The organism is Nicoliella sp. ESL1106, assembly GCF_058509965.1.
In genome coordinates this window covers 31,053-45,696 of record NZ_CP196340.1, presented here as the reverse complement: position 1 = coordinate 45,696, position 14,644 = coordinate 31,053, and the positions used below count along the sequence as shown (strand labels likewise).

The 14,644-nt window shown below is 39.1% G+C and carries 16 protein-coding genes; 13 read left to right on the top strand and 3 right to left on the bottom strand.

All coding sequences use genetic code 11. The features are described 5' to 3' along the window. The 8 genes from ACSVI6_RS00210 to ACSVI6_RS00175 all read left to right on the top strand — a co-directional run bounded on the left by ACSVI6_RS00210 (position 1) and on the right by ACSVI6_RS00175 (position 6,964). Positions 1-774: a TatD family hydrolase gene (locus tag ACSVI6_RS00210; RefSeq protein ID WP_491720697.1), complete on the top strand. Its 774-nt coding sequence runs from the start codon at positions 1-3 to the stop codon at positions 772-774. Then, positions 774-1,331 carry a ribonuclease M5 gene (rnmV, locus tag ACSVI6_RS00205; RefSeq protein WP_491720696.1) on the top strand — a complete coding sequence of 186 codons (558 nt, stop codon included), beginning with the start codon at positions 774-776 and terminating at the stop codon, positions 1,329-1,331. Before ACSVI6_RS00210 ends, rnmV begins: the two co-directional genes overlap by 1 nt. Further along, positions 1,331-2,221, top strand: a complete 891-nt coding sequence (gene rsmA / locus ACSVI6_RS00200) for a 16S rRNA (adenine(1518)-N(6)/adenine(1519)-N(6))-dimethyltransferase RsmA (protein WP_491719757.1) — start codon at positions 1,331-1,333, stop codon at positions 2,219-2,221. Before rnmV ends, rsmA begins: the two co-directional genes overlap by 1 nt. 109 nt (positions 2,222-2,330) lie before the next feature. Continuing rightward, positions 2,331-3,179: a 4-(cytidine 5'-diphospho)-2-C-methyl-D-erythritol kinase gene (gene ispE, locus ACSVI6_RS00195; RefSeq protein ID WP_491716722.1), complete on the top strand. Its 849-nt coding sequence runs from the start codon at positions 2,331-2,333 to the stop codon at positions 3,177-3,179. 110 nt (positions 3,180-3,289) lie between these two features. Then, on the top strand, positions 3,290-4,111 hold the full coding sequence (gene purR, locus ACSVI6_RS00190) for a pur operon repressor (protein ID WP_491716721.1): 822 nt from the start codon (positions 3,290-3,292) through the stop codon (positions 4,109-4,111). Positions 4,112-4,127: 16 nt separating this feature from the next. Then, complete coding sequence (gene glmU, locus ACSVI6_RS00185; protein WP_491716720.1) at positions 4,128-5,501, top strand: bifunctional UDP-N-acetylglucosamine diphosphorylase/glucosamine-1-phosphate N-acetyltransferase GlmU; 1,374 nt, start codon at positions 4,128-4,130, stop codon at positions 5,499-5,501. A 130-nt stretch (positions 5,502-5,631) separates the two neighbouring features. Continuing rightward, positions 5,632-6,591 carry a ribose-phosphate diphosphokinase gene (locus ACSVI6_RS00180; RefSeq protein ID WP_491716719.1) on the top strand — a complete coding sequence of 320 codons (960 nt, stop codon included), beginning with the start codon at positions 5,632-5,634 and terminating at the stop codon, positions 6,589-6,591. 31 nt (positions 6,592-6,622) lie between these two features. Next, on the top strand, positions 6,623-6,964 hold the full coding sequence (locus ACSVI6_RS00175; protein ID WP_491720695.1) for a DUF3899 domain-containing protein: 342 nt from the start codon (positions 6,623-6,625) through the stop codon (positions 6,962-6,964). Between the two features lie 41 nt (positions 6,965-7,005). Here ACSVI6_RS00175 and yidA read toward each other — a convergent pair whose 3' ends face one another. Continuing rightward, entirely contained in the window at positions 7,006-7,821 is an 816-nt protein-coding gene (yidA, locus tag ACSVI6_RS00170) for a sugar-phosphatase (RefSeq protein WP_491716717.1), read from the bottom strand. 18 nt (positions 7,822-7,839) lie between these two features. Beyond that, positions 7,840-9,192, bottom strand: a complete 1,353-nt coding sequence (locus ACSVI6_RS00165) for an HD domain-containing protein (protein WP_491720694.1) — start codon at positions 9,190-9,192, stop codon at positions 7,840-7,842. Positions 9,193-9,325: 133 nt separating this feature from the next. On the opposite strand from ACSVI6_RS00165, the gene ACSVI6_RS00160 reads away from it, so the two are divergent. The 5 genes from ACSVI6_RS00160 (at position 9,326) to ACSVI6_RS00140 (ending at position 14,089) form a co-directional block, all read left to right on the top strand. Further along, complete coding sequence (locus ACSVI6_RS00160) at positions 9,326-9,772, top strand: YwiB family protein (RefSeq protein WP_491716715.1); 447 nt, start codon at positions 9,326-9,328, stop codon at positions 9,770-9,772. A 74-nt stretch (positions 9,773-9,846) separates the two neighbouring features. Further along, positions 9,847-10,413: a DNA-directed RNA polymerase subunit delta gene (gene rpoE, locus ACSVI6_RS00155; RefSeq protein WP_491716714.1), complete on the top strand. Its 567-nt coding sequence runs from the start codon at positions 9,847-9,849 to the stop codon at positions 10,411-10,413. Between the two features lie 191 nt (positions 10,414-10,604). After that, entirely contained in the window at positions 10,605-12,215 is a 1,611-nt protein-coding gene (pyrG, locus tag ACSVI6_RS00150; protein WP_491720693.1) for a CTP synthase, read from the top strand. A gap of 234 nt (positions 12,216-12,449) precedes the next feature. After that, the gene (gene murA, locus ACSVI6_RS00145; RefSeq protein WP_491716712.1) at positions 12,450-13,736 is read left to right on the top strand and encodes a UDP-N-acetylglucosamine 1-carboxyvinyltransferase; all 1,287 of its coding nucleotides are present in this window, start codon (positions 12,450-12,452) and stop codon (positions 13,734-13,736) included. Positions 13,737-13,840: 104 nt separating this feature from the next. Beyond that, complete coding sequence (locus tag ACSVI6_RS00140; RefSeq protein ID WP_491716711.1) at positions 13,841-14,089, top strand: type B 50S ribosomal protein L31; 249 nt, start codon at positions 13,841-13,843, stop codon at positions 14,087-14,089. A 50-nt stretch (positions 14,090-14,139) separates the two neighbouring features. Here the strand turns inward: ACSVI6_RS00140 and ACSVI6_RS00135 are convergent, their stop codons facing one another. After that, positions 14,140-14,613 carry a low molecular weight protein-tyrosine-phosphatase gene (locus ACSVI6_RS00135; protein ID WP_491716710.1) on the bottom strand — a complete coding sequence of 158 codons (474 nt, stop codon included), beginning with the start codon at positions 14,611-14,613 and terminating at the stop codon, positions 14,140-14,142. Between the last annotated feature and the right edge of the window lie 31 nt (positions 14,614-14,644).

Below are 14,644 nucleotides of genomic sequence, written 5' to 3'. Positions count from 1 at the left end.
ATGAAGATTTTTGATTCCCATACCCACTTGAATGATGATATTTTATATTCGGATGCTAAGCAATACATCGACCATGCCCAAAGGTTAGGGGTAGTTAAGATGGCAATCGTTGGTTCTGATCAACATTTAAATCGCTTAGCAATTGAATTAGCCCACCAATACGATAATTTATATGCAATCGTTGGCTACCATCCAGAATCGGCCAATGACTTTGATGAAGCTGCTGAAGCGGAGTTGATCGAACAAATTAAGGATCCAAAGGTCGTTGCCGTTGGTGAAATCGGCCTTGATTACCACCAAAACGTAGTGAAGCAAAGCACCCAACGCCGTGTTTTCAAACGCCAAATTGAAATTGCAAAGGATGCAGGGCTGCCAATTTCCGTTCATAATCGGGATGCGTTCGAAGATACCTACGATATTATTAAATCAACCGATGTCAGTGCGACCCATGGAATCGTGCACAGCTTTAATGGTGATCCTGAATGGGCACAGAAGTTTATCGACTTGGGGATGTTACTATCATTTAGTGGGGTTGCCAGCTTTAAAAAGACCCGTGAAATCCATGAAGCCGCTGCTAAAGCCCCATTGGATAAAATCCTAGTGGAAACTGATGCTCCATATTTAGCACCAGAGCCATACCGTGGAAAGCAAAATGAACCTGGCTATACACTCTATACAGTCGAAGCAATTGCTAGGTATCGCGATACGACTCCAGACGTAGTTGCTGATGCAACTTACCGTAATACGTTACGCTTGTTCGGAATCGAGGAATAATGAAAAAAATTAAAGAAGTAATTGTGGTGGAAGGTAAAGATGATACTACCCGCATTAAGATGGCTGTGAACGCTGATACCTTAGAGACTAGGGGCTCAGCCATTGATGATGCAACGATTGCATTGATCAAAAAGATTGCTGAACAACGGGGAATCATCATCTTTACTGATCCTGATTTTTCTGGTGAACGAATTCGAAAAATCGTTGCCAAAGCGGTTCCAGATGCTAAGCATGCCTTCATCAAGCGCAATTTAGCAACCCCTAATCATCACCATGGCTCGTTGGGCGTCGAACATGCCTCTATGGATACGATTAGAGAGGCGCTTGCGAATCTGTATACTGAAAATCCAACCGCAGAGCCGCTGATTCCAGAACGTGTGTTATTGGAATATAACCTATTAGGGGGACCAGGAGCCAAGCAACGACGGCAAAAGTTATGTGATATTTTGAACATCGGATATGTAAACGGGAAGCGACTCGGAAAACGACTGCAAATGTTTTCGATCACCCCCCAACAATTTGATGCCGCAATGAAGCAAATCAAGGAGGAGCAATAATGACAGAAACACCAGCAATTGGGAGCCCAGCCAGAACTCAGGCGATATTGAATCGTTACCACCTTTCTGCAAAGAAAAGTTTGGGACAAAATTTTCTGACCGATTTAAATATTTTAGTCGGGATTGTGGATGCTGCAGAAATCACAAAGGAAGATAATGTAATTGAAATTGGACCTGGGATTGGGTCTTTAACTGAGCAATTGGCCAAGCGGGCGAATAAGGTCGTTGCATACGAATTAGACCAAAATTTATTACCAGTTCTAGATGATACTTTACATCAATATGATAATGTTAAAATCATTAATCAAGATATTTTAAAGGCAAACTTGCCAGAGATGATCGATCAAGAGTTTGGTAGCAACGAACATGTCAAGGTGGTTGCCAATTTGCCATATTACATTACTACTCCAATTATTTTAAGTTTATTAAAGGGCCCGATTGACTTTTCTAAAATTGTGGTGATGATGCAAAAGGAAGTTGCCGATCGATTATGCGCCAAAACAGGTGTGAAGGCATATAGCTCCCTTTCTGTAATTGTGCAATATCTGCATCGGGTGACAGTTCCAATGCAGGTTTCTAGAAAATCATTCATCCCATCACCGAACGTGGATTCCGCAATTGTAACATTAACTAGTTATGACCATCGAAATGATCAAGCATTCAATGATAAGTCATTCATGGGTTTTGTTCGCGGGTGTTTTGCTCATCGTCGTAAGACGTTATGGAATAATTTACAAAGTGTTTTTGGGAAGCGCCCAGAAATAAAGGAGCAGGTCAAAAAAGGTTTGGCAGAATTAGACATTGATCCAGGCGTTCGCCCCGAAAGATTAACGGTGAGTGACTTTGTGAAACTTGCTAATACCTACCATAAAATTGGCATTTTAAAATAACCTAATTAGCAACTATTAATTAAAATAGTTGCTTTTTTAGTCCACTGACTTTTCATTGATTTTTTAGTATAATGAAAAATAAATAAATTAGATGATTGGAGGGGTGGACTTGAAAATCGTAGAAAAAGCGCCTGCTAAAATCAATTTAGGGCTAGATACACCTTACATCCATCAAGATGGGTTACCAGAGTGGAAAATGGTTATGACTTCGATTGATTTAGCGGATTACGTAGAGATTAGCACTAATAAAAGCGGTAAGATCGTTGTGGAATCTGATAGTGTTTTTATTCCTAATGATCAACGTAACCTTGCTTATCAGGCGGCGTTGCTGATTACAAAGCAGTTTAATATTCAGGATGGAATTGAAATTAAAATTATTAAGCATATTCCGATCGCTGCAGGTTTGGGAGGCGGATCATCTGATGCCGCTGCCGTTTTAAGGGGCTTAAATAAACTTTATCAACTGGGGCTTAATAATTCAGAATTAGCATTGATTGGACTGCGGGTTGATTCTGACGTTCCTTACTGTATTTATAGTCAAACGGCTAAAGTAACTGGTCGCGGTGAAGTCATCGAACTAATGCCTAAGCTGCCTTCAATGTGGGTAATTTTAGTCAAACCGCGGGTGAGTGTCTCAACGCCTAAAATTTTGCAAGAGATTAATTATGATCGGTTGATTCATCCGAATATCGATAAATTAATATTATTTGCAAAGCGGGGGGACTTGACCGGAATCACCGCTAACATGGGAAATGTTTTAGAATCAATTTCAGCGGGGCACTATCCAGAAATTTTAGAAATCAAGAATCGCTTAATGAGCTTCGGTGCGGACGGTTCTCAAATGAGTGGAACTGGGCCGACGGTGTTTGCAGTGTGCCATAAATATAGCCGTGCGAAACGGATTTTAAACAGCATTCGCGGTTTTTGTAACGAAGCATACCTAGTTAGACCTTTATAATATTACTTACATTCATATATTAATTTACGAAAAAGTTGAGTAAAACACGAACTTTTATGCTAAAATTTGATTGATAGGAAAATTTGTTATTTATTATAGAGGTGAAAGATTTGAAGGTCAGACGAAGTAATCGATTGATTGATATGACTAAATATCTTTTAGATCGACCACATACTCTTATTCCCCTGACTTTTTTTGTGGACCGTTATGGTTCTGCAAAGTCTTCCATTAGTGAAGACCTAGGAATATTAAAGCAAACTTTTAAAGAGCGTGGAATTGGAATTGTTGATACGGTTCCTGGAGCAGCTGGTGGAACTAAGTTTTTACCATCGATTCCAGCAGCAGAGGCACAATCGTTCGTTAACGACTTAAAGGATGCATTAAATGATGATAGTAGGTATTTAGCCGGTGGCTATATTTATATGTCTGATGTATTGAGCTATCCTGATACGCTTAGAACGATCGGCCGAATAATGGCAACTAAATATACTGATCAAAAGATCGATGCGGTATTGACAGTCGCAACTAAGGGAATTCCAATCGCCCAAAGCATTGCTAGTAATTTAAACGTTCCATTCGTGGTTGCGCAACATGACTCCAAAATCACAGATGGTTCGACGATTAGTGTTAATTATGTATCTGGTTCTAATAATAATGTCAAAAAAATGGTATTATCTAAACGGAGCCTAAAGGCTAATTCCAGAGTATTGATCGTTGATGACTACCTTAAGGGTGGTGGAACTGTCAATGGACTAGCTACTTTGGCTCGTGAGTTTAATTGTGAAGTAGCTGGGATTTCGGTCCTAGCTGAGGAAAATTATGATCGGAATGAGTTTGCTGATCAACAATATGTGTCATTAGTCAAAGTTGATATTGCAAAACATATTACAGTATCAGACGGGAACTTCTTAACGACCGTCTTTAATCAATAATAGGAGGATCAATTTAATGGCATTAAGAAACACAATTATTCTAGCTGCTGGTAAGGGAACTAGAATGAAATCAAAATTATATAAGGTCCTACATCGCATTTGTGGTCGGACAATGGTTGACCATGTCTTGACGCAAGTTGAAAAGACTAATATGGACAACGTTGTGACCGTGGTTGGTTATGGTGCTGAAGATGTTGAACGGGAATTAGGCGACCGTACCAAATACGTTGTTCAAAAAAAGCAACTAGGGACTGGGGATGCCGTGATTAAGGCCGAACCCTTATTGGCAGACCTTGAAGGGACTACGATGGTGGTAAGTGGTGACACCCCGCTATTCACTAGTGAAACCTTTGAAAAGCTTTTTAAATATCATGAAGAAAAGCAGGCTGCCGTTACCATCTTGACTTCCAAGGCTCCCGACCCAACTGGTTATGGTAGAATTGTGCGTAATGATTTGGGGATTGTTGAAAAAATTGTTGAACAAAAGGATGCTTCGAAGGAAGAACAGGCGATCAACGAAATCAACACCGGGGTATATGTTTTTGATAATCAAGCTTTATTTGACTCCCTCCACAAGATTAACAACGATAATGCACAGGGCGAGTATTACTTGACTGATGTAATTGAAATTTTGAAAAACGCTGGCAAAATTATTGCCGCTTATCAAATGGCTGACTTTAGTGAATCGATGGGGGTTAACGATCGAATTGCACTATCTAAAGCAACGAAAGTGATGCAGAAGAGAATTAATCGCTACCACATGACTGAAGGGGTTTCCATTATTAATCCTGATGATACCTACATTGATGTTGATATTAAGATTGGTTCAGATACGGTTATCGAACCTGGGGTTCAAATTCATGGTAAGACGACGATTGGATCAAATTGTCGAATTGGGGCCCATTCTGAAATCACTGATTGCGTTCTTCACGATAATATTCATGTGATCTCATCATATCTTCAGGAATCAGAAATGCTAGATAATTCTAATATCGGCCCTTACAGCCATTTAAGACCAGGCTCTCTAATTGGTGAGCATGTTCACCTAGGTAACTTTGTAGAGGTTAAAAAAGCCCAAATTGATGAAGGTACGAAGGTAGGGCACCTAACTTACGTTGGAAATGCTCATTTAGGGAAGAACATCAATGTTGGATGTGGGGTTATTTTTGCAAACTATGACGGTAAAAATAAACACAACGTTACCGTTGGGGATGCATCGTTTATCGGTAGTAACTCCAATTTGATCGCCCCTGTGACCATTGCTGATCACTCCTTTATTGCCGCTGGTTCGACCATCACTGATGATGTAAATGAATATGATATGGCAATTGCACGGGCAAGACAAACTAATAAACCCGGATATTATAAAAAGTTACCTTACAATGGATAGTGAATAAATTCACGTAACATTGTATGATAATGTGGGATTTTAGTGTAAAATAGTAAGTAACAAGAGTAAAACATGCCTGTTTTATTTGAAATGATAATCAATATGAATGGATTTTTAGATGGAGGAACTCATGGCTGAACAAAAAATCGATCCTAATTTTAAACTTTTTGCTTTAAGTTCAAATCGCCCATTGGCAAAGAAGATTGCTGATGATATGGGAATTGAATTGGGGAAGGCAAACGTTAATCATTTTAGCGACGGTGAAATTCAAATTCAAATCGAAGAAAGTATTCGTGGGGATGATGTCTACATCATCCAATCTACTTCAGAACCGGTAAATGATAATTTGATGGAGCTTTTGATTATGGCCGATGCGCTTAAGCGGGCCAGTGCAAGAACGATTAACGTCGTAATTCCTTACTATGGTTACGCGCGTCAGGATCGCAAGGCACAATCAAGAGAACCAATTACAGCTAAATTAGTTGCTGATATCTTACAAACTGCAGGGGTTAGTCGGGTGGTTTCACTTGATTTACACGCTGCTCAAATTCAAGGCTTCTTTAACATTCCAGTTGATCACCTAATGGCAGCACCGCTGTTAGCTGACTTCTTCTTAAAAGAAGGTTTCGATTCAAACACGGTTGTTGTTTCGCCAGACCATGGTGGAGTAGTCCGAGCACGAAAGTTAGCTGAATGTCTAAAGGCACCAATTGCTATTATTGATAAACGGCGGCCCAAGGCCAACGTTGCTAAGATTATGAACATTATTGGTGATGTTGAAGGAAAAACCTGTTTAATGGTTGATGACATGATTGATACTGCAGGGACGATTACCCTTGGTGCACAGGCCCTAATTGATGCTGGTGCTAAGGAAGTATATGCTTGTTGTACCCATCCAGTCTTATCCGGCCCAGCAATTGAAAGAATTGAGAAATCACCAATCAAGCAATTGGTGGTTACTGATTCGATTCAATTAAAGCCTGAACAAAAAATTAGCAAAATTAACCAAATTACAATTGCAAAATTAATGGCGAATGCAATTACTAGAATTCACCAAAATAAAGCCTTAAGTCCACTATTCAAGGCTTAAAATGATGAAGCAGTTAATATTGCGCTTTAAAGTGGCGTTATTGGTAATCATTATTACGGTTTTCATTGCTTTAATTTCGTTAATGATTAATTCTAGGACCGTAATTTTTACCATAAGTAACTTCTATTTTATGGTGGGATTGTTATTTTTAGTGTTTGCAGCGTTTATTATGCTATTAGGTGGACATTTGTTTACCGGCTGGCATCGAGTTCGGCGTCGTGGTGATGATGCTGAGTTACCAGATGAACAGGTGCCTGCTAGAAAGGTGGGCCGTTTAAAAAACGCCCCCATCAAGGTTAGTCGTGCTGCTAGTTACTGCTTACAAATTGCACTGCCAATGATAATCATGAGTATTTTAATTACACTAATTTAAAAAAGCTGACCAGATTGGTCAGCTTTTTTTATTTAGTGGATTTATTCGGGATTGTTAACGAATTTATTGATTGCATAGGCAACCCCATGATCAACGTTAGTCTTAGTAACGAATTGAGCTGCTTGTTTATTATCTTCAATCGCGTTACCCATGGCGACGCCTAGCCCTGCGAATTTAATCATTGAAAGGTCATTGCCCTGATCACCAATTGCCATCACATTTTCTGGCTTTAAGTTGAGTTTGTTGCTTAGTTCCTTCAGTGCATTTCCCTTACTGATTTGTTTATTCAAAAATTCCAAAAAGAATGGTTCGGTTTGAACAACGTATAGTTTATCACTAATGGCTGCTGGAATATTTGCTTTGGCATGCGTAATTTTATCAGGAGTACTTACGAACATTGACTTAGTAATGGTCAATTCTGGTTTGATATCTTCAGGATTTCTAACCTTAATTGGCAGTCTAACGATTGAACTTTCGTAAACTGTGTATTGGCTTAGGTCATGATTAAAAGCATAAATGGCTTCGGGCGTTTCAATTTGGTAATTAACGTCTAACTTACGGCCCAGTGCTTCGGTATCAACGAAATCATCATAGGTAATGGTGTGGTTAGTAATGACCTTACCATTAGCATCTTGAATTGTGGAACCATTGAACGTGATTGCATATTCATCTGCTCCAGAAATGGATAGTTCCTCAAGGTATTTTTCAACCCCTGAAATGGGACGGCCAGTACAAAGGACGACCTTGATTCCCTTTTCACGAGCAGCAGCAATCGCCTGTTTAGTAGGTTCTTGGAGGACCTTTTCATCGTCAACAAGGGTTCCGTCAATGTCAATTGCAATTAATTTAATATCCATAATTTTTTATTCCTCACTTTAAATAACGTGGTCGTTTTTAATGTATTTTCTAAATTGTTCTTGTTTCTGTAAAAATAAATCAGTTTGTTCGCCATCATTTTTAAGAAATTCACGGGGGAAGAAGAAACGATCCTCACCAACCGTTTTATTGGTAATCACTTTGACGAGCTCACTAACATTTGACAAATCAACGAGGCTATCATCACGATTAATTAACTGAATCCGATTATCGTTAATCCCGCGCTTCGTATCATAGGAGTCATAGGGCAAGTTATAACTATTATCGATGCCAGTGTAATATTTAACGTCGTATCCACAATCACTTACTAACGAGCGCAGCTGATCGATGGTTGTGATGTCGCTTTTTTGGTATTTAACCGATTTAAATGGTTTGCGGTTAATGAAGCGATCCGCTAAATCCTTTAAAATCGGATCATCAGCGTGTTGCCAATGGATGAAATAGGTGTTTAAAACGCCGTCGTCCAATTCCAAGTAGTCCGATAGGTTGAAGCTATCCTTATTAAAGAATGGTATTAACTGGTATGGAACCATTTCAGGTTTCATTTTCCCATCTTCATATAGATCCTTAGCACGTTGGAGGAGATGGTTTAAAATGACCTCCATTGAACGTGAGACCGGATGGAAATAAACTTGTAGATACATCTGCATCCGACCAATAATGTAATCTTCGATCGTATGCATCCCATTCATATCAAAGCAAATCCCCCCAGAATACGGGCGCATGATTCTTAAAATGCGCGTAAGATCAAAGTTACCATAACTGGTCCCAGTGCTATAAGAATCACGGAGTAAATAGTCCATTCGATCGGCATCGCATTGGCTGGAGATCATTTGGACGACCTGCTTATTAGGATATGATTTATCGATCACGCTGGCCACTTTTTTGGGAAAATCTTTGTCGACCTTGTGCAAAACTTTGTTGACTTCTGTATTTGGATTGGTAATGATATTACGAGTGATTTTTTCGTGGTCAGTTTTGAAAATGTGTTCAAACGTGTGTGAATATGCACCATGACCAATATCATGCAGTAAAGCTGCACAAAGAGCGACTAGCCTTTGTGAATCATCATCCCATAATCCATCGTTAGGATTTTGGGATGGGAAATTACGTTGAAAGTTATCACAAATCCGTCTGGCAATTTCATAAACGCCCAGCGAGTGGGTAAATCTGGAATGCTCAGCACCGTGAAAAGTGAATGATGATGTTCCTAGTTGTTTAATCCTGCGCAATCTTTGAAATTCCGGAGTGTTAATTAGGTCCAAAATCACTTGATGGCGTACATAGATATAGTTATGAACTGGATCGCGAAAAACCTTTTCGCGTGGCAGTAATTTGTTAGCGTATGACATGCTGTACTCCCCCAAGTTTTTAAATCAAATGTTTATAATATTATTATAACTAAAATTCAGTTTCGTGACTATTAAATGAGTGCAATTTACTTTTTCATAAGTATAATTAAAAGTAGGATAACTTTATTTAGGGGTGATAAAAATTAGAGATACAGACGTACAAGATGTCACGATTCATCTGGAGACGAGCGTAAGTCAAGCTGGTGACCATTCAGATTTTGTATACGATGTACAAGGACAACTAGCACGAGTTGGGATGTCCTTTTATTTAAGGTATAAAGAAGATGATCCTAAAACGGGTAAGCAAGTCCCAGTAACATTTAAACTAGATGATAACGGGGAAGTGCGGTTAACACGTGCAGCTGAAAATCGCCTCCAGGTTCGTTTTGAACAGGGACAAAAACACACGGCGCGTTATAGTACCCCCTATGGACTAATGAGTATGGATGCTGAAACAGTGCAATTATCATATCAATATTTAGATAATCCCGCTCACGGGAGCCTGCAAGTTGATTATCGGCTATATTCAGGGGAAAACTTACTTGGTGACTATAAGATTAGGTTGCAATTTAACGCCTAGACGAGTAACATAAGGTAGTATATGTATAAAGCGATTAATACGATTTGAAAGTGTTTGAAAGGACGTGCACCAATTTGGAATTAAAAGCCTTAGAAGGTAAAAACAAAAAAGAACTCTCAATGATTGAAGTTGCACACGCAATTTTAGCTCAACACGGTGATGTTATGTCATTTGCTGATTTAGCTAATGAGATTCAAAAATACCTTGGTGATTCAGATGAAGAAATCAGAAACCGCTTAGTTCAGTTCTACACTGATTTAAACGTTGATGGTAGTTTCATCTCATTAGGTGATAACCTTTGGGGCCTTCGGACTTGGTATCCATACGAATCAATTGATGAAGCAACTGTTCATCCAGAAGACGAAGATGAAGAACGCCCAAAGAAGAAGCGTCGGAAGGTAAATGCATTTTTAGCTGATGCAGATGACGATGACGATGTTATCGATTACGATGATGACGATCCTGAAGATCAAGATGATTTTGATGGTGACGATGATAATGACGATGAAGATCATGATTTAGATGATATTGACGAAGAAAACCCAATCGATGATGAAGATAGTAATGATGTTCCAGATGATATCGACCTTCATGATACCGATGTTGACGATGATGATGATTCAGACGAAAGTAAAAAATAATTTTTTTGCTTGACTATAATCTTAAATATGGGTAGTATATTGTTTGGGCTCCTTACGAGTAGTTCGTAAGGAATTGATCGATTATATTATGTAGTAAATAAGCTCCCTGTTCCATGGAATGGGGAGTCTTTTTATTTTTTATTGTTGTTTTTAAATGTATCCCTAAATCATTAGAAAAAGGAGAAATTCAATTGACTAAGTATATTTTTGTAACTGGTGGAGTTGTTTCCTCACTTGGTAAAGGTATTGTTTCAGCATCGATTGGTCGACTATTGAAGAATAGAGGCCTTAAGGTGACGATTCAAAAGTTTGATCCATACATTAATGTGGATCCAGGAACCATGAGTCCTTACCAACATGGTGAAGTGTTTGTCACCAATGATGGTACTGAAACTGACCTTGATTTAGGTCATTACGAACGTTTTATTGATATTAACTTAAATAAATATTCAAACGTTACGACTGGAAAAATTTATTCAGAAGTACTGGAAAAAGAACGGCGTGGGGATTACCTTGGTGCAACCGTTCAAGTAATTCCACACATTACGAACATGATTAAGGAAAAAATCAAGCGGGCTGCTGATATTTCAGATGCAGACGTTGTGATTACTGAAATTGGTGGAACTGTTGGTGATATCGAATCCCAACCATTCTTGGAAGCCATTCGGGAAATGAAGACTGAAATGGGTGCCAATAACGTCTTTTACATTCATACGACTTTGATTCCATACCTACATGCTGCTGGTGAAATGAAGACAAAGCCTACTCAACACAGTGTTAAGGAATTACGGGGATTAGGGATTCAACCAAACCTATTGGTAGTACGAGCTGAACATCCAGTGACCGACTCAATGAAGAAGAAGATTTCATTGTTCTGTGACGTTAAACCAGAAGCGGTTGTTGAATCAATTGACGCTAAGTCCCTCTATTCTGTTCCATTGAGCTTGCAAGCTCAACACATGGATGATCAAATCCTTGAACACTTTGGAATCGAAGCTCCAGAAGCAGATATGACGAAGTGGCGCGAACTAGAACACAAGGCGCTGAACTTAAAGAAAGAAGTGAACATCACATTAGTTGGAAAGTATGTATCACTACACGATGCTTACATTTCAGTTGCTGAAGCTTTACATCATGCTGGATATCCAGTGGATGCCAAAATCAACTTGAAGATGGTGGCTGCTGCTGATATTACCGATGATAACGTTGCTGAAATGCTTGCAGGCGCTGATGGTGTAATCGTACCCGGTGGTTTCGGCCGTCGTGGAGTTGAAGGAATGATCAGAGCCGTTAAGTACGTGCGTGAAAATGACATCCCATTCCTCGGGGTTTGTCTTGGAATGCAAGTAGCAAGTATCGAATTTGCTCGTGATGTGGCTGGTTTTGCTGATGCTAACACCACTGAAATCGATCCAGATACTAAGCATAACGTAATTGATATTATGGCTGATCAATCTGATATCGAAGAATTGGGTGGGACCCAAAGACTAGGGGCATACCCATGTAAGATTAAGCCAGGAACGGTTACTGCTGCTGCTTATGATAATAAAGAAGAAATTTCAGAACGGCACAGACACCGTTATGAATTTAATAACAAGTTTAGAAAAGACTTAGAAGCAAAGGGCTTAGTATTCTCAGGAACATCTCCTGATAACCACTTGGTCGAAGTAATTGAAGTTCCAGAAAACAAGTTCTTCGTTGCTGCTCAATACCATCCAGAGTTTTTATCCAGACCAAATCGGCCAGAAGGATTATTCAAAGCCTTTGTTGCAGCTGCGAATAAACAACATGGCAATGCGTAAACTAATAAGCTAAATTGATTCAATAAAAAAGACATTTTTTATGAGATTATTTCATAAAACTTAGTCTTTTTTATTTTACATTTGCTAATAAATTCACAAAATGGATATAAAAAATGATATAATTTATTGTCAGTGATTAAATTTTATATCACGACTGATTTTTCATTTGGTGAATGGCATAGTGACCATTTAAAACCAGTGTTAATGATTAAAATTAAGCGAGGAAATGCAATAATGAGTGAAATGATTATTCATGGGGGGCATAGACTCTCAGGAGAGGTAACTATTGGCGGTGCGAAGAATAGTACAGTTGCAATCATTCCGGCATCAATTTTAGCTGATTCACCAGTTCAATTGGACATGGTTCCTAATATCCTGGATGTTAAGAATCTAATGTTACTTTTAGAGTCAATGAATGTCCATTCGGAATTTGTTGACGGGGTATTAACGATTGATCCGACCGATATTAAACAATCACCGCTCCCAAGTAGGGCAATCAAGAGTTTGCGGGCTTCTTATTATTTTATGGGGGCGTTGTTAGGTCGCTTTAACCGTGCGGAATTAACTTTTCCCGGTGGTGATAACATTGGACCACGGCCAATTGATCAACATATTAAGGCTTTCAAGGCCCTAGGTGCAATCGTTGATGAAAAAGAAGATGGCACAATTAAGATTGAAGCTGGTCCGAACGGCTTACATGGGGCGCCCATTTTTTTGGATGTCGTCTCAGTCGGGGCTACAATTAATGCGATCTTAGCTTCTGTACGGGCACAGGGGACCACTACGATTTGGAATGCTGCTAAGGAACCAGAAATTATCGATGTTGTTACATTCTTAAATAACATGGGGGCTAAAATTCGGGGTGCAGGCACCGATGTGATTAGAATCGATGGGGTCGATAATTTAGTTGCTAAAAATACCCACACGATTATTCCTGATCGGATTGAAGCGGGGACTTATTTATCAATGGCCGCGGTAATTGGTGATGGCGTTTTAGTTAATAATGTAATTCCAGAACATTTGGAATCGTTTATTGCTAAGTTAACTGAGATGGGCGTCAAATTAGATACTAACGAAGATAGTATCTATGTTCATCGATGTGATGATTTTGAACCGATTAAGATCAAGACGTTGCCATTCCCAGGCTTTGCAACTGATCTACAACAGCCAATTACGCCGTTGTTATTAAAAGCGAATGGCGATAGTATCATTGTTGATACCATTTATCCTGAACGGACAAGGCATGTTGCTGAATTAGTTAAAATGGGTGCACACATTAAGGTAAATGAAGATGACCATATCATCATCGTTAGCCCCACCACTGAGCTAACGGGAGCGGTCGTTGATGCTGGTGAAATTAGGGCTGGAGCGGCTGCGATGATTTCAGGGCTGATGGCAAATGGCATTACAAAGATCACTAACGCTGATAATATTTTGCGTGGTTATGATAACGTAATTGATAAGTTGACCAATTTACATGCACAGGTTGAATTAATCAATAATACTAATTTAATAAAATAAAAAAAGATTGATTGAAAGATTATTTGGTGGTAATATAATAACTATCGACTAATCGATAATCTCTGTTTTCAGAAAGATTTCAGGGCAAAGGAGCGATATATATAATGAAAAAAGGAATTCATCCAGATTACCACAAGGTTGTATTTAAGGATTCAAGTACTGGTTTCAGTTTCTTAACTGGTTCCACTGCTACTTCCGATCAAACCGTTGAATGGGAAGATGGTAACACTTACCCATTGATTCTTGTGGAAATCTCATCAGATTCACACCCATTCTACACTGGACGTCAAAAGTTCACTCAAGCAGATGGTGCTGTGGACCGTTTCAACAAGCGTTACGGTTTAAACAAGTAATTATATTAATAATTACGCAAAAGAGTTCGTCATTCGACGAACTCTTTTTTTTATTGAATTCCATTATCTTTTTTGATTTTATCTAACCAAGCGGGCATCGCTTCAGCTAAAACATCATAGGTATAGTCAAACTTATGGGTATACCAGGGGTCTGGAATCGCAGTCCCCCTTTTTTCTGGGAAGATGTCTAGGCAAAGATGAATCTTAGACTGACAATCAGCTGGTGCCATGGATTTTAAATCAATCACGTTTTGATGATCCATGGTAATAATGTAGTCAGCCCACTCAAAATCAGCCGTGGTAATTTGATGCGAATACAAATCGTGCCAATCGAAGCCGTGGTTTGTCAAAGTTTGAATCGTCCCTGGTTGGGGGTGGTTACCCTGTTCCTCATCACTAGTTGCCGCTGATTTTACCTGGATGTGGTTGGTCAGTCCTTGTTTTTGAACTAATTTTTTAAAGATAACTTCTGCCATTGGTGAACGACAAACGTTTCCTAAGCAGACAAATAAAACGTTAACCATTGTGAATCCTCCTAAATTATATTTGAATTGA